Genomic DNA, 23,029 nt, shown 5'->3' with positions numbered 1-23,029 from the left:
TTGGCCGGCAAGGCCGGCTCCTACAGGGCACGCGATGCCTGTAGGGGCCGGCCTTGCCGGCCAAAGGCGTTACACCGAAAACCTGCCCACCAGCGTATTGAGCTCGATGGCCAGCTGCGACAACGCCTGGCTCGCCGCGCTGGTCTGGTTGGCCCCCGCCGAGCTCTGCAGCGCCAGGTCGCGGATGTTGGTCAGGTTGCGGTCCACCTCCCGCGCCACCTGTGCCTGCTGCTCGGACGCACTGGCGATCACCAGGTTGCGCTCGTTGATCAGGCTGATGGCCGTGGCAATCTCTTCCAGCGCCGTACCCGCCGCATGCGCGCCATCCAGGGTGCCCTGGGCGCGCTGGTTGGTCTGCTGCATGCCCTCCACCGCCCGGTCGGTACCCTCCTGGATGCCACCGATCATCTGTTCGATTTCCCGTGTCGACTGCTGGGTACGATGGGCCAGTGCCCGTACCTCGTCGGCCACCACTGCAAAACCGCGCCCGGCGTCCCCCGCCCGCGCCGCCTCGATGGCCGCGTTCAGGGCCAGCAGGTTGGTCTGCTCGGCGATCGAACCGATCACATCCAGCACCTTGGTGATGCCGTGCACCTGCTCGGCCAACTGCCCGACTTCCGCGGCATTGGCGGTAACGCCATCGGCCAGCGCCTCGATCGACGCTACCGTGAGGCGCACCTGCTCGCGCCCCTGACGGGCAATGCGATCGGACTCGGTCGAGGCCTGGGAGGTGGCCACCGCATTGCTCGCCACCTCTTCCACCGCGGCGGTCATCTGGTTCACGGCGGTGGCGGCCTGCTCGATTTCCTGGGTCTGCTGGTGCAGGCCGCGGGTAGCGTCCTCGGTCACTGCGCTGAGCTCTTCGGACGCCGAGGCCAGCTGGTTGGACGAATCGGAAATACGCCCGATGGTATCGCGCAGGCTCTGCTGCATCTGCTTGAGGGCCGCCTGCAAGCGCGCCGGCTCGTCACTGCCCTCCACGTTGATCTGCGGGGTCAGGTCGCCGGTGGCGACCACCTCGGCCACCTGCAGCGATTGCGCCAGCGGGCGCACGATACTGCGGGTCAAGGTCAGCGCCAGCACCACGGTGAGCACCAGTGCGGCCACCAGCAGGCCGACCACCCACACGCGGGCACGCTCATACACCGTGCCGGCAAGCTCGGTGGCCATGTTGGCGTGATGGTTGTTGAGGGCGATCAGCTCGTTGAGGGTGGTGGTGAGCTGATCGGCCAGCTGGTTCATCTCACCGTTGACCAGCGCCACCGCCTCCGTTGTCTGGCCCTGCAGGGCCATCTGCACTACCCGTGCCTGATAGCTCAGGTACTGCTGCTCGAGCTTGAGGTAGCGGTCGAACAGCGCCTGCTCCTCGGGCAATGCAATCAGGGCCTGGTAGCGTTGCTGTTCCTTGCCCAGCTCGCCCTTGATCTGCTCGATGCGTGAATGGGTCTGCTGCTGCGCGGCGTTGTCGCTGTTGAGCAGCAGGCGCAGGGTCAGCGCCCGTATCCGGAACATGTCCTGGCTGATCTGCCCCACCGAGATCACACTGGGCAGCCAGTTGCTGTCGACCTGTTCGGACTGCTGGCGCATGCTGCTCATCTGCAGGAGCGAGAAGGCCCCCAATGCAAACACCAGCAACGCTACCAGACCAAACCCCAGACCTGCCCGCGGCGCAATGTTCAAACGTCTCAAGCTCATCTTCCGGTTCCCTCCAAAAGCGCTGCATCGGTCATGCAGCTGACGTGCTTATTAGAAGGTATCGGCCCTTGAGATTTTTGCGTAAGACGAAAAAGTGATATCAAAACGCCTTGTCATTGCGAGCGCAGGCGGCGCATGCCTCATTGCACGATGAAGCGCTGCTCGGCCAGCAGGCGGTCCCCCTGGAACACCATGAAGTGCCACTGGCCCGGTACCACTTCGTGGTGCTCGGTAAATTCATAGGCCATGACATCCTGCGCGGCCCCCGGTACCAGCTTCTGCACCACCTCGAACTTGTCATGGCGCTGGCCGTCGGGGGTGATCACCCCGGGGGTCAGGTACAGCAGCGTCAGGGGCGTGTCTTCGGCCACCTTGCCTTCAAGGCGATAGCGCAGGCCGAATTTGCTGCCAAGACGGGCCGGCACTCGGTCGGTGTGCTCCAGGGTCTGGCTGGTCTGGGTCAATACCCGTTCACCGGGCTGGAAGTCCTGGTGGCGGGTCTGGAACACGCCGTACTCCACCGGCCCCTGCACCCGCACCTCTGCACCGGCCACCGCACTCACCAGCATCAGCGCGGCCATGGCGCCCAAACGACTCTTCGACATACTGCTCTCCATCAGGTTGATGGCGGCAGGCTATGGGGCTTGCATGACAGGCTGATGACATCAGCGTGACCTGGGCAGTACCGCGAGAAAGTTGTCCTTGGCCACCTTGTGCGCCACGGCCTCGGGCAAGGCATCCAGAAACCGGTCGAACCCGTGCAGTTGCTCGCCCAGGCTGCCGAAGCGGCCGACCACATCGGAACCGAGCATGAAACGCTCGGGGAAGCGCTCCACCAGCGCAACCCATTCGGGCCGTGGCACGCCCTTGTCGTCCAGCAGGTAGGGTTGGAGCACGCTCCACGACAGGTCGATGTACAGGTTCGAATAACGCTCGAGCATGCGCGTCAGGGTCGGCAGCAGAAAGTCCAGCTGGGTCTGGTGGCGGTGAATCTCCATGCTGGTGCCGGCGTGGGCCCAGATGAAACGGGTATCGGGGTGCTCGCGCAGGGGCTGCTCGATCTCTTCCAGGTACAGCGGGTTGCGTTCGCGCTTGGAGGTGATGTTGGAGTGGATCAGCACCGGCATGTCGTGCCTGGCCGCCAGCTGATAGATGAGGCCCAGCGCCTCGTTGTTGGCCCGTGGCGTGTCGCCGCTGGTCAACGCCGTCAGGTCGTCGTGGCGGGTGAATACTTCTCCGATGCCCTGCCACAGGCCGGGAAACAGCTCGAGCATGCGCTCGATATGGGTGGCCGCGTTCTTGTCCACCGGGTTGAAGCCGGTCAGAAACGGGTGAAAGCGCTGGCGCTGCTGCTCGGGCAACTGTTGCAGCGCCGCTGCCACATAGATGTCGGTGGCGCTGTACCAGTAGGCTGCGGCATCATCGCCGGCGTAGTAGCGCGGGCGCTTGGGCTCGTCTTCATGCCATTTCTTGGCCACCGCCACACCCGAGATCATCGACTGATCGATACGCGCCGCATCCATGGCCTTGAGCAACTCGTCCATGCCGGCGCTTTCCTGAAAGAAATCGACATAATGCAGGTGCGCGTCGCTGTAGCGGTACTCCCGCGCCTGGGCCATGCCCGACAGCGTCACCGACAGCAACAGGCACCCCAGCGTCCTGGCCCACATCGCAATCCCCTTGTGCAATTGACCCAGGGTAGACCTGCCGCCGGGCGCAACGGTTCAGCCCGGGCACCGGGCAGGTTATGCTTCCAATTATTTCCATCGCCCTGGTGCCCCTGATGAACCCTCCCCTGGTAATCTGCCCGCGCGCCGAATCCGTCGAAGGCCAACCCATCCTGCGCCCGCTGCCTTCGGCACGGCGGCGCAGCGTCGGGCCGTTCGTGTTCTTCGATCACATGCTGGCGACCGACTACCCGCCCGGGCGTGGCATGGACATTCGCCAGCACCCGCACATCGGCCTGTCCACCCTCACCTATCTGTTCGAAGGCCAGTTGCAGCACAAGGACAGCCTGGGCTCGGATCAGCGCGTGAGTGCCGGCGAGGTGAGCTGGATGACCGCCGGCAGCGCCGTGGCGCATATCGAGCGCACCCCGCCGGAGCTGCTGGGTCAGCCCAAGCGCCTGCACGGGCTGCAGGTGTGGCTGGCCTCGCCGAAGGATCACGAACAGGGGCCGGGACACTACAGCCATCACCCGGCGGCCAGCTTGCCGAGCAGCGATGCGCTGGGGGTGAGTATCCGCATGATCGCGGGCACGGGGTTTTGCCTGACCTCGCCAGTGCCGGTGTTGTCAGCGACCCTGTATGCCGAGGTGCGCATGCAGGCGGCGAGCACGCTGCTGATTCCCGCCGAACACGCTGAACGGGCGGTTTATGTACTCGACGGTGAGGCGAGCCTTGACGATCAGCCACTGGAGCCGTGCAGCCTGGTGGTGCTGCCCGAAGGCGAAGCGATGAGCCTGTACGCCGACAGCGAATGCCACCTGGTGATCATTGGCGGCGACGCACTGGACGGGCCGCGGCGGATGAACTGGAACTTCGTCGCCAGTGACCCGGCGCTGATCGAGCAGGCACGGGCACGCTGGGCGGCCGGGGATTGGCCGGTGGTACCGGGCGAGATCGGGCGAATCGAGTTGCCTTGAGATTCGCCGGCAAGGCCGGCTCCTACAGAGGCAGGAGCGGGCTTGCCAGCGAAGAGGCCATCAGGCCTGGAACACTTCCCGCAGCAGGGTGTGCATCGCCTGGAACGCGCGCTTGGACGTCCTGGCGTCGTACTTCATCTTGCCTGGCACGTTCGCTGCGGGGTCGGTGAACGAATGCACCGCGCCTCCGTAGCTCACCAGCTGCCAGTCAGCCTTGGCCGCATCCATCTCGGCCTCGAAGGCAGGCAGTTGCTCGCGCGGCACGAGCGGGTCGGCTGCACCGTGCAACACCAGCAACGCTGCCGACACCTTGCCCTCCTGGGCCGGCAGCGGCGTGTCCAGCGTACCGTGGAACGACACCGCAGCGCGCAGACGCTGGTCTTCACGGGCCAGCTCCAGTGCGCAGCAACCGCCGAAGCAGAAGCCGAAGGTGGCCAGCTTGCCCGGCGCAAGCACTGCCTTCGATTGCCCCAGCAACTGATCCAGCGCCGCCTTCATGCGTTTGCGCAGCTCGACCCGATCATTTTTCAGCGGCATCATCGCCGCTCCCGCTTCATCCATGTTGGATGGGCGCAGCGTCTGCCCATACAGGTCAGCCAGCAGCACCACATAGCCCTGGGCCGCCACCTCCCTGGCAATGCGCTCGGCGCCCTCGCCGATGCCCATCCAGTTCGGCGCCATCACCAGGCCCGGCTGTTCCTTGGCGCCGTGGGTATATACCAGGCGGCTTTCGTACACCTTGCCGTCAAGCTTGTACACCAGCGACTCGATCGTCACGTTGCTCATGAACCCCTCCTTGCACAATGAAAAAAGCCCGCCGAAGCGGGCTTTCCTGCAACTGCTTACGCCGACAGTTCGACCAGCAGCTTGTTCAGTCGACGCACATACGCCGCCGGATCCTTGAGGCTGTCGCCCGCCGCCAGGGCGGCCTGATCGAAGAGGATATGCGAGAAGTCGGCGAAACGGTCTTCGCTCTGCTCGTTGTCCAGCTTCTCGATCAGCGGGTGACCCGGGTTGAATTCGAAGATCGGCTTGGAGTCCGGCACCTTCTGCCCGCTGGCTTCGAGGATCTGGCGCATCTGCAGGCCCATGTCCTGTTCACCGATGGCCAGGATCGCCGGCGAATCGGTCAGGCGGTGCGAAACGCGCACTTCGCTGACGGTATCGCCCAGCGCAGCTTTCAGACGCTCGACCAGGCCTTCCTTGTCCTTGGCCACTTCTTCCTGAGCCTTCTTGTCCTCCTCGGAGTCCAGCTTGCCAAGGTCCAGGTCGCCACGGGCCACGTCGACGAAGCCCTTGCCGTCGAACTCGCTCAGGTAGCTCATCAGCCACTCGTCGATGCGGTCGGTCAGCAGCAGCACTTCGATGCCTTTCTTGCGGAAGACTTCCAGGTGCGGGCTGTTGCGTACCTGCGCGTAGGACTCGCCGGTGAGGAAGTAGATCTTGTCCTGACCTTCCTTGGCACGTGCCAGGTAGTCGGCCAGGGACACGCTCTGCTCGCCGCTGTCGTCATGGGTGGAGGCAAAGCGCAGCAGGCCGGCGATCTTCTCCTTGTTGGCGAAGTCTTCCGCCGGGCCTTCCTTGAGCACCTGGCCGAAGTTCTTCCAGAAGCCCTTGTACTGCTCAGGCTCGTTCTTGGCCAGCTTCTCGAGCATGTCCAGCACGCGCTTGGTCAGCGCCGACTTCATCGAATCGATGATCGGGTCTTTCTGCAGAATCTCGCGCGACACGTTCAGCGACAGGTCGTTGGAGTCGACCACACCCTTGATGAAGCGCAGGTACAAGGGCAGGAACGATTCGGCCTGGTCCATCACGAACACGCGCTGCACGTACAGCTTCAGGCCGCGTGGCGCTTCACGCTGGTACAGGTCGAACGGCGCACGGGCCGGCACGTACAGCAGCGAGGTGTACTCCAGCTTGCCTTCGACCTTGTTGTGGCTCCAGGCCAGCGGGTTTTCGAAATCGTGGCCGATGTGCTTGTAGAACTCCTGGTATTCCTCGTCCTTGATCTCGGTACGCGGACGGGTCCACAGCGCGCTGGCACGGTTGACGGTTTCCCACTCCACGGCCGGCTGCTCTTCGCCTTCGGCGGCAGTCGCTTCCTTGGGCAGTTCGATCGGCAGGGCGATATGGTCGGAGTACTTCTTGATGATGTTGCGCAGGCGCCAGCCATCGGCGAATTCGTCTTCACCTTTTTTCAGGTGCAGCACGATGCGCGTACCGCGCTCGGCCTTGTCCACGGTGGCGACTTCGAACTCGCCCTCGCCCTTGGACGACCAGTGCACGCCCTCGCTCGCCGGAGTACCGGCGCGGCGGCTGTAGACATCGACCTGGTCGGCGACGATGAACGCCGAGTAGAAGCCCACACCGAACTGGCCGATCAGGTGCGAGTCTTTCTTCTGGTCACCGGTGAGGTTCTTCATGAAGTCGGCAGTGCCGGACTTGGCGATGGTGCCCAGGTGGGTGATCACGTCATCGCGGTTCATGCCGATGCCGTTGTCTTCCAGGGTGACGGTGTTGGCCGCCTTGTCGAAGCTCACGCGAATCTTCAGGTCGCTGCCGCCCTCGAGCAGCTCGGGCTTGGCCAGGGCTTCGAAGCGCAGTTTGTCGACGGCGTCGGAGGCGTTGGAAATCAATTCGCGAAGGAAGATTTCCTTGTTCGAGTACAGCGAATGGATCATGAGGTGCAGCAGCTGCTTCACCTCGGTCTGGAAGCCCAGGGTTTCTTTTTGAGTTTCCACACTCATGGTCTTCAACACTCCGATCTGATGGCAGTAGTCACTCGGGCCGACGGCCCCCGCGGGGCAGCGTCCGGCCTTTCGTGGCGGGATGAACAGCAGATGGGGGCTGGCATATCTATTTCAAGGGCACGGGCAGTTCTTTGATCTTGAAATGCGCACGGGCCGTGGCGATGGGCTGGTCCGGGTCGCCCTGCCAGGCGGTGATCGCGACGTTGGTCACCCGCCGCCCCTGACGCCACAGCTGGCACCGCGCATAGGTATCGCGGTACAGGCCGGCGCGCAGGTAATCGATGGAAAAGTCGATGATCCTGGGAATGCTCGCGCTTTCGCTGAAAATCAGCAGGTACAGCGCCGCCGACAGTTCCATGAACCCGGCGATCACCCCCCCATGGATCGCCGGCAGCAACGGGTTGCCGATATTGTCGGCACTGGCCGGCAGGCAGAACAGCAGGTCGTCGCCGTCACGGCTGCACTGGATGCCGATCAGGCTGGCGTAGGGGATCAGTTGCAGCAATGGCGCGTAGTTGCCCTGGGCATGCGCCTGGCGCAGCTGTGCATGCACGTCCGCGGGAATCATTGCGCCACCGCCTTGAGCTGCCGGCCGAAGCCCAGGCCGCCCTTGATGTCCTTGCCCAGGCGCATGTAGGTGCCCACCACCTGGGCAATCGGCTCGCCGGGGTCGTCCTGGTAGGCGCAGCCGCGGATGAAGATCACATCGCGGGTGACCCGGTAGCACTGCGCCTGGCCATACACCGCCTTGTCGGCCTGCCCCGGGTGCATGTAGTCGATGCGCAGGTCCAGGGTCGGGCACACCTCGAACTCGGCCAGGGCGCACAGGGTGGCCATGCCCAGCGCAGTGTCCATCAGGGTGGTGATTGCACCGCCATGGATCGCGCCGCTCTGCGGGTTGCCCACGATCTGCGGCGAGTACGGCAGGCACAGCGTGATGCCATCGGCATCGGCGCGCTCTACGCGCATCTTCAACAACTGGCAATGGCGCAGCGCCGAAAGAAAACGTTCGGCCTGGGCCATCAACGGTGACGGTTCATTCACGGTCAGCTCCTTGTGCAATAACTCAGGTGCTGCATAAGCCTGAGGGAAAGTCTATATGGATCCGGCACTTATATATGTGCAAACGACGCGGAACTTATGTCGCTTACTTGAACTCAGATAATTCAAGCAACTCTATTCCACAAGGAGAAACACCCCATGCGTAAACCCATTGCCTTTGCCGTTATGCTGGCCGCCGCCCTGGGCCTCGCTGCTTGCGATAAAGCCAGCGAAAACAAAGCCCAGGACGCTCAAGAACATGCCGAGCAAGCCCAGAAGAAAATGGACGACGCTCAGGATAAGATGAACGACGCCGCCAAAGAAAACGCCGAAGCCGCCAAAGACAGTGCTGAAGCCGAACAAAAGCGTGCAGAAGAAAACAACCAGGCCGCTCCTGTGACGCCAGCACCAGAAGCCGCCCCGGCAGAACCTGCCAAGTAAGCAACTGCGCTTTAATGAAAAAACCCGACTCAGGTCGGGTTTTTTCATGTCAGGCCAGAAGTTGGCGAAAGGTCGGGCTGAGCATCAGCAACAATGAACAGATCAGCCCGATCGACCAGACCAGGCTGCGCTGCCACGCAAAGTCATACCAATACAGCGGCAGGTAGATGATCCGCGCGATCACGAAGATGATCGCCAGGGTATCGATCAGAAAACCCTGGGTCTGGGTGGTGTGCGCCATCAATACACCTACGGCGAACAACATGAATGCTTCGAAACTGTTCTGGTGCGCCGCCACCGCCCGGGCGCCCATGCCGGTCAGTTGCGCCTGCTGGCTGCGCGGCAGGTGGTTGTCGTAGCTGCCCTGTTGCTTCATCGCACGCGCCACCGGCACCCGCGCCACATAGATCAGCAGTGCGCTGATCAACACACACCAGAACGGAATACTCATGCGACCGGTTCCTTGTTCGGCTCAGGCAATGGCGCCTCTGTAGGGGTATAGACCATCACGTCGAGCACGTCGGAATGAAACTCGCGGCGGTACAGCACCAGTACTACCCCGGTGCTCATCAGCACCAGCAGCCAGGGGCTGATGAACCAGCTGAGCAAGGCCATGCCGAAATAGTACGAGCGCAGCCCGAAGTTGAACTGGTTGGCCGCCAGCGAGATAACCCGCGCCCCGCGCAGAGCGAAGGCCTTGCGCTCCTGCTCGCTGACCTGACGCTCGCCGATCATCGGTGCCGAACCCACCAGCACGGCGGCGAAGTTGTACTGGCGCATGCACCAGCTGAAGGTGAAGAAGGCGTACACGAACACCATCGCCAGGCATAACAGTTTGATTTCGGACATGCCCTGGGATGTCTGCTGTACCAGCGGCAGGTCGGCCAGCAGCGACCAGGCACGGTCCGAGGCGCCCAGCACGGTGAGGATACCGGCCAGGATGATCAGGGTGCTGGAGGCGAAGAACGATGCGTTGCGCTCCAGGTTGCCGATCACGCTGGCGTCGGCGATGCGGTTGTCGCGCAGCAGCATGCGGCGCATCCAGTCCTCGCGGTACAGGTGCATGACGCTGGCCAGGCAGGCGGTATCACGGGCCTTCCAGCTGGCGTAGCGGGTGTAGCCGCCCCAGCAGGCAACGAACCAGCAGGCGGCAAACAGGTTGATCAGGTTGTTCTGGATGAAGCTCATGGCGCTCCCGAAGAAATGGCACAGGATGGTGCATTGTCCGCCTTTCGACGCTGCCAGCGGCAAAAAGACACGTGGCCCCGAGACGAAAAAGCCCCGCATCCGAATGGATGCGGGGCTCTTCAGAGGCTGGCCCGGCAGGCGATCATGGCTTGTGGCCCTCGCCTGCCGCGGCCGGCACTCAAGCGACCGCTTCGCGCGGCTTGCCGAGCATGCGGTCAAGCACCACGGCAACAGCCAGCATCGCCACCGAAGGCACCAGCCAGGCCAGGCCTTGCTCGCTCAGCGGCAGGTGCGCCAGCGACTCCGGCAGCCAGCCAGCGAGGTTGGCGCCCTTGAGCGCGTCGATCACGCCGAACAGCAGCGACACCGCCATGACCGGGGCCATGATGCGGGTCTGGGAGTTCCACAGGTTGCCGCAGAAACTCAGCGCCACCAGCACGATGCAGGGCGGGTAGATTGCCGTCAGCACCGGGATCGAGAACGCGATCAGCTTGGTCAGGCCCAGGTTCGACACCACCAGCGAGAAGCCGGCCAGCAGCACCACCAGCATACGGTACGACAACGGCAGTACCTGGCTGAAGTACTCGGCGCAGGCGCAGGTCAGGCCCACGGCGGTGACCAGGCAGGCCAGCGCGATCAGTACAGCCAGGAAGCCACTGCCCAGCGAACCGAAAGTGTGCTGTACATAGGCATGCAGCACCGCCGCGCCATTGCTCGCACCGGCGGCGATCTCGTGGCTGCCCGCACCCAGGCGGAACAGGCTGATGTACACCAGCGCCAGGCCGACACCGGCAATCAGGCCGGCGATGATGGCATAGCGGGTGATCAGTTGCGGCGAGTCGACGCCACGCGAGCGGATCGCGTTGACGATGACGATACCGAACACCAGCGCGCCCAGGGTATCCATGGTCAGGTAGCCATTGATGAAGCCCTGGGAGAACGGCGCGGCGACATATTCAGGTTGCGCCACCCCCATGGTGCCGGCCGGCAGCATGAACGCGGCGATGCCCAGCGCGGCCAGCGCGATGATCTTCAGCGGGGCCAGGAAGCGCCCGACGGTATCGAGCAGCTTGCCCGGGTACATGGACACGGCCAGCACCACGGCAAAGTACACCAGGCTATAGATGAACAACGCGGTCGGGCTCTCGCCGGTCAGCGGTGCAACACCTACCTCGAAGGACACGGTCGCGGTACGCGGGGTGGCGAACAGCGGGCCTACGGCCAGGTACGCGGCAGCCGCCAGCAGGCCACCGGCCACCTTGCCGATCGGGCTGCTCAGCGCGTCCATGCCGCCACCGACCTTGGCCAGTGCCACCACGGTGATCACGGGCAGGCCCACGGCAGTGACCAGAAAGCCCAGGGCGGCCAACCAGACGTAGGGGCCCGATTGCAGGCCGACGATAGGCGGGAAAATGATGTTGCCTGCGCCCACGAACAACGCGAACGTCATAAAACCAAGCGCCAGGATGTCCTGGCCTTTCAAGACTTTCATTAAGGAAATACCACACTTCTGAAATCGGGATTTAGAGAGGGACTTCCCCTTGGGTGAGGGAAATGCTGCCTGCCCGGATGGAGCAGACCCGTTTAGCGTGTAGCTCCCTTTTGGGGTGCTGGCACAAAATGAGGGCACAGGTTAACGAATCTGGCCGCAAAACGCACTGCCAGAGGGGTGCTTGTCCGATGAGCGAATATGCATGTCGCGTGGATGACCGACTTTTATGCAAGACCGCGCTGTCTGCTTCGCCGGCAAGGCCGGCCCCTACAGGGGGGCAGCGTTGTACACCAGAAAGCACAAAGGCCACCCGAGGGTGGCCTTTGCCGAAGCGTGGAAGGTCAGCCGCAGCTTACTTCTTCACTTCCCAACCGGTCAGCTCGGCCAGGGCCTTGCCGATGTCGGCCAGCGAACGCACGGTTTTTACACCGGCGTCCTGCAGGGCTGCGAACTTCTCGTCTGCAGTACCCTTGCCGCCCGAAATGATGGCGCCAGCATGGCCCATGCGCTTGCCCGCTGGGGCAGTCACACCGGCGATGTAGGAAACCACTGGCTTGGTGACGTTTGCCTTGATGTAGGCAGCCGCTTCTTCTTCAGCCGAACCGCCGATCTCGCCGATCATCACGATCGCCTCGGTCTTCGGGTCTTCCTGGAACAGCTTCAGGATGTCGATGAAGTTCGAACCCGGGATCGGGTCGCCACCGATACCGACGCAGGTGGACTGACCGAAACCGGCGTCAGTGGTCTGCTTCACGGCTTCATAGGTCAGGGTGCCGGAACGCGACACGATACCGACCTTGCCTGGCAAGTGGATGTGACCTGGCATGATGCCGATCTTGCACTCGCCCGGGGTGATGACGCCTGGGCAGTTAGGGCCGATCAGGGTAACACCCAGCTCGTCGCACTTGACCTTGGCATCGAGCATGTCCAGGGTAGGAATGCCTTCGGTGATGCACACGATCAGCTTGATGCCGCCGAACGCTGCTTCCAGGATCGAGTCCTTGCAGAAAGGAGCCGGTACGTAGATGACCGAGGCGTCGGCGCCGGTAGCAGCTACTGCTTCTTTCACGGTGTTGAACACCGGCAGGCCCAGGTGAGTGGTGCCGCCTTTGCCTGGGGTCACGCCGCCAACCATCTTGGTGCCGTAGGCGATGGCTTGCTCGGAGTGGAAGGTACCCTGCGAGCCGGTGAAGCCCTGGCAGATGACTTTGGTGTCTTTATTGATCAGGACGCTCATTACTTGCCCTCCGCAGCTTTGACAACTTGTTGAGCAGCGTCGGTCAGGCTGGTTGCCGCAATGATGTTCAAACCGCTTTCTGCCAGTACTTTGGCGCCCAGTTCAGCGTTGTTGCCTTCCAGACGAACAACAACCGGCACTTTAACGCCAACTTCTTTCACTGCACCGATGATGCCTTCGGCAATCATGTCGCAACGAACGATGCCGCCGAAGATGTTGACCAGTACGGCCGCGACATTGCTGTCGGACAGGATGATCTTGAACGCTTCGGTCACGCGCTCTTTGGTAGCGCCACCACCTACGTCGAGGAAGTTGGCTGGCTTGCCGCCGTGCAGGTTGACGATGTCCATGGTACCCATGGCCAGGCCGGCACCGTTGACCATGCAGCCGATGTTGCCTTCCAGGGCCACGTAGTTCAGCTCGAAGCTGGCAGCGTGGGCTTCACGAGGATCGTCCTGCGACGGGTCGTGGAAGGTTTTCAGCTTGGGCTGACGGTACATGGCGTTGGCGTCGATGTTGATCTTGGCATCGAGGCAGTGCAGATCGCCGTCGGCCTTGATCACCAGCGGGTTCACTTCCAGCAGTGCCAGGTCGTGCTCTTTGAACAGCTTGGCCAGACCGACGAAGATCTTGGCGAACTGAGCAACCTGCTTGCCTTCCAGACCCAGCTGGAATGCCAGCTCGCGACCCTGGAATGGCTGAGCGCCAACCAGTGGATCGATAGTGGCCTTGATGATTTTTTCCGGAGTGTCGTGAGCGACTTTCTCGATGTCCACGCCACCTTCGGTGGAGGCCATGAACACGATACGACGGCTCGAACGGTCAACGACAGCGCCCAGGTACAGCTCTTTAGCGATATCAGTGCACGATTCAACCAGGATCTTGGTGACTGGCTGACCATTGGCATCGGTCTGGTAGGTAACCAGACGCTTGCCCAACCACTGGGCAGCGAACGCCTTGGCGTCTTCTTTGCTGCGAACCAGCTTTACGCCGCCCGCTTTACCGCGACCACCGGCGTGAACCTGGGCTTTTACAACCCACTCGGTGCCACCGATCTTGTCGCAGGCTTCTGCTGCAGCTTCAGGGGTGTCGACTGCGAAACCCTTGGAAACTGGCAGGCCGTATTCAGCGAACAGCTGCTTACCCTGATACTCGTGAAGATTCATGCTTTTTACCGTCTTCGTTAGGTACTGCGCTTCGGCGCTGCGCTCCTGTGGAGTGCCGCGCCACCTGTGACCGCTTGCCCCCGGTATGCTCCGGGAGTTCGAGTCCGGCGGACTTTCCGCGGTGAGCCATGCACGCAAGACTCACGACGGGCCGTCCGCCGTGGTTTCTTATTGTTTAACGCTTCTTGCGGTTGGCTACGTGGATGGCACCGCCATTCACGGCCAGAGCGGCTTCGTGCAGCGCTTCAGACAAGGTCGGATGGGAGAAGACCATCATGCCCAGGTCTTCGGCGCTGGAGCCGAATTCCATTGCGATTGCACCCTGCTGCACCAGTTCGGCAGCGCTTGGGCCAATGACGTGTACACCCAGAACGCGGTCGGTCTTGGCATCGGCGATGACCTTGACGAAACCACCGGTGTCGTTGGCCGCCATCGCACGGCCGCTGGCCGCGAACGGGAAGGTGCCCACGTTAACCTCAACGCCTTCAGCCTTCAAGGCTTGCTCGGTTTTACCGACCCAGGCCATTTCCGGGTGGGTGTAGATAACCGATGGGATCAGGTCGTAGTTCATCTGGGCCTTGTGGCCCTTGATGCGCTCGACGACCATGATGCCCTCTTCCGAGGCCTTGTGCGCCAGCATCATGCCACGTACCACGTCACCGATGGCGTAGACGCCCGGTACGCTGGTAGCGCAGTAGTCGTCAACGAACACGAAACCGCGCTCGTCGATGGTCACGCCGCTGTCGGCAGCCAGCAGGTCGGTGGTCACAGGGCGACGGCCGACTGCAACGATCAGCCTGTCGAAGGTGATCTTCTGCTCGCCGTTGGCGTCGGTGTAGGTCACTTCGACTTCGTCGCCGTTGACCTTCGAGCCGGTCACGCGAGCGCCCAGCTTGATGTCCAGACCTTGCTTGGTCAGGGTCTTCAGGCCTTCCTTGGCAACAGCGGTGTCGGCTGCCATCAGGAAAGTGTCCAGGGCTTCGAGCACGGTCACCTGGGCACCCAGGCGCGACCATACCGAACCCAGCTCCAGGCCGATGACGCCGGCGCCGATCACGCCCAGGCGTTTTGGCACGGTCTGGAATTCCAGGGCGCCGGTGGAGTCGACGATGACTTTCTGGTCGACCGGAGCCGGCGGAATGTCGATCGGACGCGAACCGGAGGCCAGGATCACGTTTTCGGCTTCGATGATTTCGGTGCTGCCGTCAGGCTTGGTGACTTCGACTTTCTTGCCGGCCAGCAGTTTGCCGTGGCCCTGGATCGAAGTGACGCCGTTGGCCTTGAACAGGGTGGCAACGCCGCCGGTCAGGTTCTTGACGATGCCAGCCTTGCGGCCAACCATCGCAGCCACGTCCATCTTCACTTCGCCAGTGGAGATGCCGTGCACGTTGAAGCTCTCTTTGGCTTCCTTGTACTTCCAGGAGCTGTCCAGCAGCGCCTTGGACGGAATGCAACCCACGTTCAGGCAGGTACCGCCGAGGGCCAGTTTGCCTTCGCCGTCAACGTACTTCTCGATACAGGCAGTGCTCAGGCCGAGCTGGGCAGCCTTGATCGCGGCTACATAGCCGCCAGGACCTGCACCAATCACTACCACGTCGAATTTCTGGGTCATAAAAGATTCCTTTTAGCGTCAAGCGGCAAGCTGCAGGCGGCAAGGCGAACACGCTTCTGCTCGAAGCTTGTCGCTTGCAGCCTGCAGCTGTTTATCAGATGTCCAGCAGCAGACGAGCCGGGTCTTCCAGCAGGTTCTTGATGGTCACCAGGAACGTCACGGCTTCTTTGCCATCGATCAGGCGGTGATCGTAGGACAGTGCCAGGTACATCATCGGACGGATCACGACCTGGCCGTTGACGGCCATCGGACGCTGGATGATGTTGTGCATGCCCAGGATTGCAGCCTGCGGCGGGTTGACGATCGGGGTCGACATCATCGAACCGAAGGTACCACCGTTGGTGATGGTGAAGGTACCGCCGGTCATCTCGTCGATCGACAGTTTGCCGTCACGGGCCTTCTTGCCGAAGGTGGCGATGCCGCCTTCGATTTCGGCCAGGCTCATCTGCTCGGCGTTACGCAGTACCGGTACCACCAGGCCGCGGTCGCTGGACACGGCAACACCGATGTCGGCGTAGCCGTGGTAGACGATGTCGCTGCCGTCGATCGAGGCGTTGACAGCCGGGAAGCGTTTCAGCGCTTCGGTGGCAGCCTTGACGAAGAACGACATGAAGCCCAGGCGCACGCCGTTGTGGGACTTCTCGAACAGGTCCTTGTACTTCGAACGCAGTGCCATGACTTCGGTCATGTCGACTTCGTTGAAGGTGGTCAGCATCGCCATGTTCGACTGTGCTTCGACCAGACGCTTGGCCACGGTGGCACGCACGCGGGTCATCGGCACACGCTTCTCGGTACGGTCGCCAGTGGCGACAACCGGGGCAGCGGCAGCAGCGGCCGGCTTGGCAGCAGCGGCAGCCGGAGCGGCCTTCTTGTTGGCGACGGCAGCGACGACGTCTTCCTTGGTGATGCGACCGCCTTTACCGGTGCCAGCGACGCTGGCCAGGTCGATGGCGTTTTCTTCGGCCAGCTTGCGTGCGGCAGGCGCAGCAATCGGGTCGTCTTCGCCAGCGTCGGCCGCAGCAGCAGCCTGGGCAGGTGCGGCGGCAGCGGCGGCCGGAGCAGCAGCTGGTGCAGCGCCTTCATTGATCGAACCCAGCACTTCGTCGGACAGCACGGTCTCGCCTTCGCCCTTGACGATGTCGCCCAGCACGCCATCGGCGGTGGCCAGCACTTCCAGGACGACCTTGTCGGTCTCGATGTCGACGATCAGCTCGTCACGCTTGACGGCTTCGCCCGGTTTCTTGTGCCAGGTGGCAACGGTGCCATCGGCAACCGATTCCGGGAAAGTAGGGGCTTTGATCTCGATAGCCATTATCAGTGGTTCCTTAAATTCGGTTTCTGGTGCGCGATGGCATTAAACGGTGAAGGCAGCTTGCAGCAGTTTTTCCTGCTGTTCGGCGTGCATCGAAGCGTAACCACAGGCAGGTGCTGCCGAGGCGTCACGACCGGCGTACTCAAGGACCAGGTCCTTGTTGTGACGGCTCAGGATGCGACGCATGTGGTGCTGGCTGCTGTACCACGCGCCCTGGTTCATCGGCTCTTCCTGACACCACACCACGTCCTTCAGACCGGTGTAAGGCGCAAGGATTTCAACCAGATCGTCTTCAGGGAACGGATACAGTTGCTCGATACGCACGATAGCGATGTCTTCACGGCCTTCGGCACGGCGTTTTTCCAGCAGATCGTAGTAGACCTTGCCGCTGCACAGCACCAGGCGCGTCACCTTGGCCGGATCGAGGCTGTCGATTTCCGGAATGACGGTCTGGAACGAGCCTTCGGCCAGTTCTTCCAGGGTCGAGATGGCCAGCTTGTGGCGCAGCAGCGACTTGGGTGTCAGCACGATCAGCGGCTTGCGCAGCGGACGGATGACCTGACGACGCAGCAGGTGGTAGATCTGAGCCGGCGTGGTCGGTACGCAGACCTGAACGTTGTGCTCGGCACACAGTTGCAGGTAACGCTCCAGACGCGCCGAGGAGTGCTCAGGCCCCTGCCCTTCATAACCGTGTGGCAGCAGCATGGTCAGACCGCACAGACGGCCCCACTTGTGCTCGCCGCTGGTGATGAACTGGTCGACAACCACCTGGGCACCGTTGGCGAAGTCGCCGAACTGGGCTTCCCAGATCACCAGCGCATTGGGCTGGGTGGTCGAGTAGCCGTATTCGAACGCCAGTACCGCCTCTTCGGACAGGAACGAATCGTACAGGTCGAAACGTGGCTGGCCCGGGAACAGGTTCTGCAGCGGGATATAGGTGCTGGCGTCCTTCTGGTTGTGCAACACCGCATGGCGGTGAGAGAAGGTGCCGCGACCGATATCCTGACCCGTCATGCGGATCGGGTGACCTTCGAAGGCCAGGGTGGCGTACGCCATGGTTTCGGCGTAACCCCAGTTGATCGGCAAGCCACCGGCCTGCATCTTCTGGCGATCTTCGTAGATCTTCGAGACCTGGCGCTGAACCACGAAGCCTTCCGGCAGCTCCAGCAACTTGGCCGAGAGCTCCTGCAGGGTCTTGAGGTCGAAGCGGGTGTCGTGACGCGCGGTCCAGGCGTGGCCCAGGTATGGACGCCAGTCGACGAACAGCTCCTTGTTCGGCTCCTTGACCAGACTTTTCACAACATGCAGGCCGTTGTCCAGCGCATTGCGGTACTCGTCGACCTTGGCCTGGACGCGCTCGGCATCCAGACGACCGGCCTGGGTCAGCGCATCGGCGTACAGCTCACGGGTGGTTCGCTGCTTGCTGATCTGCTGGTACATCAGCGGCTGGGTGCCGTTCGGCTCGTCGGCCTCGTTGTGGCCGCGACGACGGTAGCAGACCAGGTCGATGACCACGTCACGCTTGAACTGCATGCGGTAGTCGACCGCCAGCTGGGTCACGAACAGCACCGCTTCCGGATCGTCGCCGTTGACGTGCAGGATCGGCGCCTGGATCATCTTGGCGACGTCGGTGCAGTACTCGGTGGAACGCGAGTCCAGCGGGTTGCTGATGGTGAAACCAACCTGGTTGTTGATCACGATGTGCACGGTGCCGCCGGTCTTGAAACCGCGGGTCTGCGACATCTGGAAGGTTTCCATGACCACGCCCTGGCCAGCGAAGGCCGCGTCGCCGTGGATCGAGATCGGCAGTACCTTGTCGCCAACGCTGTCGTTGCGGCGGTCCTGACGGGCACGCACCGAACCTTCCACCACTGGCGAGACGATTTCCAGGTGCGAAGGGTTGAACGCCATGGCCAGGTGAACTTCACCGCCGGCGGTCATCACGTTGGACGAGAAGCCCTGGTGATACTTCACGTCACCGGAACCCAGCTCGACCTTCTTCTTGCCTTCGAACTCGTCGAACAGCTCGCGCGGGTTCTTGCCGAAGGTGTTGACCAGTACGTTCAGGCGACCACGGTGGGCCATGCCGATCACGACTTCCTTGGTACCGTAGGAACCGGAGCGCTGGATCAGCTCGTCCAGCATCGGAATCAGGCTTTCGCCGCCTTCCAGGCCGAAACGTTTGGTGCCCGGGTATTTGGTACCCAGGTATTTCTCCAGGCCTTCTGCCGCGGTAACGCGCTCGAGCAGGTGGCTCTGGATGTCTGCGGAAAATTCAGGACGCCCACGCACGCTCTCCAGACGCTGCTGGAACCAGCTGCGCTGCTCGGAGTCGACGATGTGGGTGAACTCGGCGCCGATGGTGCGGCAATATGTCTGCTGCAACGCCTCGAAGATTTCGCGTAGGCTCGCTTCCTCTTTGCCGATGAACAGGTCGCCGGCACGGAAGGTCGTATCAAGATCGGCATTGGTCAAGCCGTAATGATTGATCGACAGGTCTACTGGCGCAGGGCGCTGCCACAACCCCAGGGGGTCGAGCTTCGCGGCTTGGTGGCCGCGCATACGGTAGGCCTGGATCAGTCGCAGCACTTCAACCTGCTTCTTCTCGTGTTCACTGCTCACGCTACCGGCGGAAACCGGTTGGGCGCGGCGCTGGTTCTTTGCCAGCAGTACGAAATGGTCGCGGATCGTCGAGTGCGATACATCGGTGGCAGTGCTGCCTTCGGCGGGCAACTTCTGAAAGTAAGTGCGCCACTCTTCTGGCACAGCGTTAGGGTCGTGCAGGTAGAGCTCGTAGAGCTCTTCCACATAGGCAGCGTTACCACCTGAAAGGTGGGCGCTGTTCCACATGCGCTGCATCACGCTTTCTTGCATGCTTGGTCACCCTCGGTTAGGGGCCTCGATCGGCAAGAACCACAGCAAGCTGAGTTGAGTCCGTATGCAGCGACTGAACCAAGCCACCGAGAGTTCCGCAGATTTACCGGGTACCAGCCCGGACGCCCCTGCTGGTCTCATATCTTCATAGGTAAAAGCTCGGGCTTTTGGCCTTTGCTCAAGTTGCACCTCGGTGCGGGCAAGGGCCCGCACTTCGGTGTGCTACGGGTACAACACTTTTGAATCAGGTGCCGCTTTGCAGCAGCATGTTACGTACGTGGCCGATTGCCTTGGTCGGGTTCAGACCTTTGGGGCAAACGTTTACGCAGTTCATGATCCCGCGGCAGCGGAATACGCTGAACGGGTCATCCAGGGACGCCAGGCGCTCCTGGGTCTTGGTGTCACGGCTATCGGCCAGGAAGCGATAAGCTTGAAGCAGAGCGGCCGGGCCCAGGAACTTGTCCGGGTTCCACCAGAACGACGGGCAGGAAGTCGAGCAGCAAGCGCACAGGATGCACTCGTACAGACCGTCCAGCTTTTCGCGCTCTTCCGGGGACTGCAGGCGTTCGATCGCCGGAGCCGGGGTATCGTTCTGCAGGAACGGCTTCACCTTCTCGTACTGCTTGTAGAAGATGCTCATATCAACGACCAGGTCACGGATGACCGGCAGGCCGGGCAGCGGACGCACGACCAGCTTGTTCTTCTTCACCACCGCCGACAGCGGGGTGATGCAGGCCAGGCCGTTCTTGCCGTTGATGTTCATGCCATCGGAACCGCACACGCCTTCGCGGCACGAACGACGATAGGAGAAACCTTCGTCCTGTTCCTTGATCAGTGCCAGCACATCCAGAACCATCAGGTCCTTGCCGCCGGTATCGACTTCGAACACCTGGGTCTTAGGTGCCGAGTCGGTGTCGGGGTTGTAGCGATAAACTTCGACTTTCAACATAGTGGCCACCCTTAGTAAGTCCGGACTTTAGGCTCGAACGTCGGAACGGTTTTCGGCGAGAAGTTGACTGCACGCTTGGCAACCCGCTTTTCACCCGGGAAGTACAGGGTGTGGCACAGCCAGTTTTCGTCGTCACGGTCTTCGAAGTCTTCACGGGCGTGGGCACCGCGGGACTCTTTGCGCACTTCAGCAGCGATTGCAGTGGCTTCAGCGACTTCCAGCAGGTTCTGCAGCTCCAGCGCTTCGATACGCGCGGTGTTGAAGGCCTGGGACTTGTCGTTGATCTTGACGTTGGCGATACGCTCGCGCAGGCCAGCCAGCTGTTCGATACCCTTCTGCATGTATTCGCCGGTGCGGAACACGCCGAAGTAGTTCTGCATGCAGCTTTGCAGCTCGCGACGCAGGGTTGCCACGTCTTCGCCGTCGGTACGCTCGTTGAGCTTGTTCAGACGGTTCAGCGCGACTTCCACGTCGGTGTCGCTGGCGTCGCGGTATTCGATACCGTCGCTCAGGGCCTTTTCCAGGTGCAGGCCGGCCGCACGGCCGAACACCACCAGGTCGAGCAGCGAGTTGCCGCCCAGGCGGTTGGCGCCGTGAACCGATACGCAAGCCACTTCACCGACCGCGAACAGCCCTTCGATGATGGTGTCTTCGCCGTCGGCGTTCTGCGAGATCGCCTGGCCATGAATGTTGGTGGCAACGCCGCCCATCATGTAGTGGCAGGTTGGAACGACGGGTACGGGTGCAACGACCGGGTCGACGTGCGCGAAGGTCTTGGACAGCTCGCAGATGCCTGGCAGGCGGCTGTGCAGCACTTCCTCGCCCAGGTGGTCGAGCTTGAGCATCACGTGGTCGCCGTTCGGGCCACAGCCGTTGCCGGCGATGATCTCTTTGACCATGGAGCGGGCCACAACGTCGCGACCGGCGAGGTCCTTGGCGTTTGGCGCGTAGCGCTCCATGAAACGCTCGCCGTGCTTGTTGATCAGGTAACCACCTTCACCACGGCAGCCTTCGGTAACCAGTACACCTGCGCCGGCGATGCCGGTCGGGTGGAACTGCCACATCTCGATGTCCTGCACCGGCACGCCGGCACGCAGGGCCATGCCGATACCGTCGCCGGTATTGATCAGGGCGTTGGTGGTGGAGGCGTAGATACGCCCTGCACCGCCGGTGGCCAGTACGGTGGCCTTGGCGCGAATGTAGACGGTCTCGCCGGTTTCGATGCAGATCGCGATCACGCCGACGAAGGCGCCGTCCTGGTTCTTGACCAGGTCAACCGCGTACCACTCGTTGAGGAAGGTGGTGCCGGCTTTCAGGTTGCCCTGATAGAGGGTGTGCAGCAGCGCGTGACCGGTACGGTCGGAAGCGGCGCAGGTACGGGCGGCCTGGCCACCTTTACCGTAGTCCTTGGACTGGCCACCGAACGGACGCTGGTAGATACGGCCGGTTTCGGTACGCGAGAACGGCAGACCCATGTGGTCCAGCTCGAACACCGCAGCCGGGCCTTCCTGACACATGTATTCGATAGCGTCCTGGTCACCGATGTAGTCGGAACCCTTGACGGTATCGTACATGTGCCAGCGCCAGTCATCGTTCGGGTCGGCCGAAGCGATGGCGCAGGTGATGCCACCCTGGGCCGATACGGTGTGCGAACGGGTCGGGAACACCTTGGTGATCACGGCGGTCTTGTGGCCGCCTTGAGCCAGCTGCAGCGCAGCGCGCATGCCGGCACCGCCACCACCAATGATGATGGCGTCGAAGGAAATCGTTGGAATGTTAGCCATGAATCAGATACCCCAGAGAATCTGCACACCCCAGACGAAGTACGCGAACATCGCGACACCACATACCGCCTGGAACAGGAAACGAACTGCAGTCGCCGACTTGCCCAGCGCCATCGGCGTCAGGTAGTCGGTGGCAATGGTCCACATGCCGACCCAGGCGTGAGCGCCCAGGGCAACGAGGGCCAGCAGACTGAAGATCCGCATCGCGTTATGGGAGAACAGGGCGTGCCACTGGGCATAGTCGATGCCAGGGTGCGCCACCAGGTAGCCGATCAGAAAAATGAAGTAAGCCGCGAGAACGACCGCAGAAACGCGCTGCGCCATCCAGTCATAGAGGCCCGAACGCGACAGGTTCGTGACATTAGTTACCATATCCAAACTCCCGCCAGAACGATCACCACCACGGAAATGGCGATAACGATTTTCGAGCCCAGTTTGCCGCCTTCCAGCGTCTCACCGATGCCCATGTCCATAATCAGATGGCGCACACCGGCAACCAGGTGATACAGCAAGGCGGACAGAAGGCCCCACGCCACGAATTTGGCCAGCGGACTGGTCAGGCATGCCTTCACCTCGGCAAAACCTTCCTCGGAACTCAGGGATTGGCTCAATGCGTACAGCATGATGCCCAGGCCCAGAAAGAGGATGATGCCGGAAACACGGTGAAGAAATGACGTAACGCCGGTAATGGGGAGTTTGATGGTCCTTAGGTCTAGGTTTACAGGTCGTTGGCTTTTCACGGCTTTTTTCACACTGAAGAGCCCCTAGCAAGCAGGGCAAAGTTGTTGGTAAGTGTACTGGTCAGGTACCCACCACCCAGGGAGTGACGACCCCAGAAAAGCGG

The 23,029-nt window shown here is 62.1% G+C and carries 21 protein-coding genes; 2 read left to right on the top strand and 19 right to left on the bottom strand.

The window, feature by feature from the left end; all coding sequences use genetic code 11:
- Positions 1–69 precede the first annotated feature (69 nt).
- From DN388_RS22850 to DN388_RS22840, 3 genes are all read right to left on the bottom strand, one after another.
- The gene (locus DN388_RS22850) at positions 70–1,695 is read right to left on the bottom strand and encodes a methyl-accepting chemotaxis protein (protein WP_054915676.1); all 1,626 of its coding nucleotides are present in this window, start codon (positions 1,693–1,695) and stop codon (positions 70–72) included.
- A 140-nt stretch (positions 1,696–1,835) separates the two neighbouring features.
- Positions 1,836–2,300, bottom strand: coding sequence for a DUF3859 domain-containing protein (locus tag DN388_RS22845; protein ID WP_043863123.1), 465 nt, complete (start codon positions 2,298–2,300; stop codon positions 1,836–1,838).
- 60 nt (positions 2,301–2,360) lie between these two features.
- Positions 2,361–3,365 carry an amidohydrolase family protein gene (locus DN388_RS22840; RefSeq protein WP_054915675.1) on the bottom strand — a complete coding sequence of 335 codons (1,005 nt, stop codon included), beginning with the start codon at positions 3,363–3,365 and terminating at the stop codon, positions 2,361–2,363.
- Between the two features lie 113 nt (positions 3,366–3,478).
- Here DN388_RS22840 and DN388_RS22835 point away from each other — a divergent pair, with 113 nt between their 5' ends.
- Positions 3,479–4,339 carry a pirin family protein gene (locus DN388_RS22835; RefSeq protein ID WP_255002139.1) on the top strand — a complete coding sequence of 287 codons (861 nt, stop codon included), beginning with the start codon at positions 3,479–3,481 and terminating at the stop codon, positions 4,337–4,339.
- Between the two features lie 60 nt (positions 4,340–4,399).
- Here DN388_RS22835 and DN388_RS22830 read toward each other — a convergent pair whose 3' ends face one another.
- The 4 genes from DN388_RS22830 to DN388_RS22815 form a co-directional block, all read right to left on the bottom strand.
- The gene (locus DN388_RS22830) at positions 4,400–5,125 is read right to left on the bottom strand and encodes a dienelactone hydrolase family protein (protein ID WP_043863126.1); all 726 of its coding nucleotides are present in this window, start codon (positions 5,123–5,125) and stop codon (positions 4,400–4,402) included.
- 56 nt (positions 5,126–5,181) lie between these two features.
- Positions 5,182–7,086, bottom strand: coding sequence for a molecular chaperone HtpG (gene htpG, locus DN388_RS22825; RefSeq protein WP_054915672.1), 1,905 nt, complete (start codon positions 7,084–7,086; stop codon positions 5,182–5,184).
- Between the two features lie 109 nt (positions 7,087–7,195).
- Positions 7,196–7,657, bottom strand: a complete 462-nt coding sequence (locus DN388_RS22820; RefSeq protein ID WP_043863128.1) for a PaaI family thioesterase — start codon at positions 7,655–7,657, stop codon at positions 7,196–7,198.
- The gene (locus DN388_RS22815; RefSeq protein WP_078480455.1) at positions 7,654–8,112 is read right to left on the bottom strand and encodes a PaaI family thioesterase; all 459 of its coding nucleotides are present in this window, start codon (positions 8,110–8,112) and stop codon (positions 7,654–7,656) included. Before DN388_RS22815 ends, DN388_RS22820 begins: the two co-directional genes overlap by 4 nt.
- Positions 8,113–8,289: 177 nt before the next feature.
- Between DN388_RS22815 and DN388_RS22810 the strand changes: the two genes are divergently transcribed.
- Positions 8,290–8,571, top strand: coding sequence for a hypothetical protein (locus tag DN388_RS22810; RefSeq protein ID WP_043863130.1), 282 nt, complete (start codon positions 8,290–8,292; stop codon positions 8,569–8,571).
- A gap of 49 nt (positions 8,572–8,620) precedes the next feature.
- Here DN388_RS22810 and DN388_RS22805 read toward each other — a convergent pair whose 3' ends face one another.
- The 12 genes from DN388_RS22805 to sdhC form a co-directional block, all read right to left on the bottom strand.
- Positions 8,621–9,022 carry an MAPEG family protein gene (locus DN388_RS22805; protein ID WP_054915670.1) on the bottom strand — a complete coding sequence of 134 codons (402 nt, stop codon included), beginning with the start codon at positions 9,020–9,022 and terminating at the stop codon, positions 8,621–8,623.
- Positions 9,019–9,759: a DUF599 domain-containing protein gene (locus tag DN388_RS22800; RefSeq protein WP_054915669.1), complete on the bottom strand. Its 741-nt coding sequence runs from the start codon at positions 9,757–9,759 to the stop codon at positions 9,019–9,021. The genes DN388_RS22805 and DN388_RS22800 overlap by 4 nt, the downstream gene beginning before the upstream one ends.
- Before the next feature lie 178 nt (positions 9,760–9,937).
- Positions 9,938–11,251, bottom strand: a complete 1,314-nt coding sequence (brnQ, locus tag DN388_RS22795) for a branched-chain amino acid transport system II carrier protein (protein ID WP_043863133.1) — start codon at positions 11,249–11,251, stop codon at positions 9,938–9,940.
- Between the two features lie 352 nt (positions 11,252–11,603).
- The gene (sucD, locus tag DN388_RS22790; protein WP_038613108.1) at positions 11,604–12,488 is read right to left on the bottom strand and encodes a succinate--CoA ligase subunit alpha; all 885 of its coding nucleotides are present in this window, start codon (positions 12,486–12,488) and stop codon (positions 11,604–11,606) included.
- Positions 12,488–13,654, bottom strand: coding sequence for an ADP-forming succinate--CoA ligase subunit beta (gene sucC, locus DN388_RS22785; RefSeq protein ID WP_043863134.1), 1,167 nt, complete (start codon positions 13,652–13,654; stop codon positions 12,488–12,490). The genes sucD and sucC overlap by 1 nt, the downstream gene beginning before the upstream one ends.
- 175 nt (positions 13,655–13,829) lie before the next feature.
- Complete coding sequence (gene lpdA / locus DN388_RS22780; RefSeq protein WP_043863135.1) at positions 13,830–15,266, bottom strand: dihydrolipoyl dehydrogenase; 1,437 nt, start codon at positions 15,264–15,266, stop codon at positions 13,830–13,832.
- 94 nt (positions 15,267–15,360) lie between these two features.
- A complete protein-coding gene (odhB, locus tag DN388_RS22775; RefSeq protein ID WP_043863136.1) occupies positions 15,361–16,578 on the bottom strand; it encodes a 2-oxoglutarate dehydrogenase complex dihydrolipoyllysine-residue succinyltransferase in 1,218 nt (405 codons plus the stop codon).
- A 42-nt stretch (positions 16,579–16,620) separates the two neighbouring features.
- Positions 16,621–19,452 (bottom strand): 2-oxoglutarate dehydrogenase E1 component, encoded by a 2,832-nt coding sequence (locus DN388_RS22770; protein ID WP_043863137.1) that lies wholly within the window; start codon positions 19,450–19,452, stop codon positions 16,621–16,623.
- 244 nt (positions 19,453–19,696) lie between these two features.
- Positions 19,697–20,401, bottom strand: coding sequence for a succinate dehydrogenase iron-sulfur subunit (locus tag DN388_RS22765; protein WP_043863138.1), 705 nt, complete (start codon positions 20,399–20,401; stop codon positions 19,697–19,699).
- 11 nt (positions 20,402–20,412) lie between these two features.
- A complete protein-coding gene (gene sdhA, locus DN388_RS22760; protein WP_043863139.1) occupies positions 20,413–22,185 on the bottom strand; it encodes a succinate dehydrogenase flavoprotein subunit in 1,773 nt (590 codons plus the stop codon).
- Between the two features lie 3 nt (positions 22,186–22,188).
- Complete coding sequence (sdhD, locus tag DN388_RS22755) at positions 22,189–22,557, bottom strand: succinate dehydrogenase, hydrophobic membrane anchor protein (RefSeq protein ID WP_043863140.1); 369 nt, start codon at positions 22,555–22,557, stop codon at positions 22,189–22,191.
- Positions 22,551–22,937, bottom strand: coding sequence for a succinate dehydrogenase, cytochrome b556 subunit (sdhC, locus tag DN388_RS22750; protein WP_088515660.1), 387 nt, complete (start codon positions 22,935–22,937; stop codon positions 22,551–22,553). The genes sdhD and sdhC overlap by 7 nt, the downstream gene beginning before the upstream one ends.
- Positions 22,938–23,029 lie beyond the last annotated feature (92 nt).

This window comes from Pseudomonas sp. S12(2018), assembly GCF_024355235.1.
GTDB classification, from domain to species: domain Bacteria; phylum Pseudomonadota; class Gammaproteobacteria; order Pseudomonadales; family Pseudomonadaceae; genus Aquipseudomonas; species Aquipseudomonas palmensis.
The sequence above is the reverse complement of the archived record's forward strand: the minus strand, read 5'-3'. Positions and strand labels throughout refer to the sequence as shown.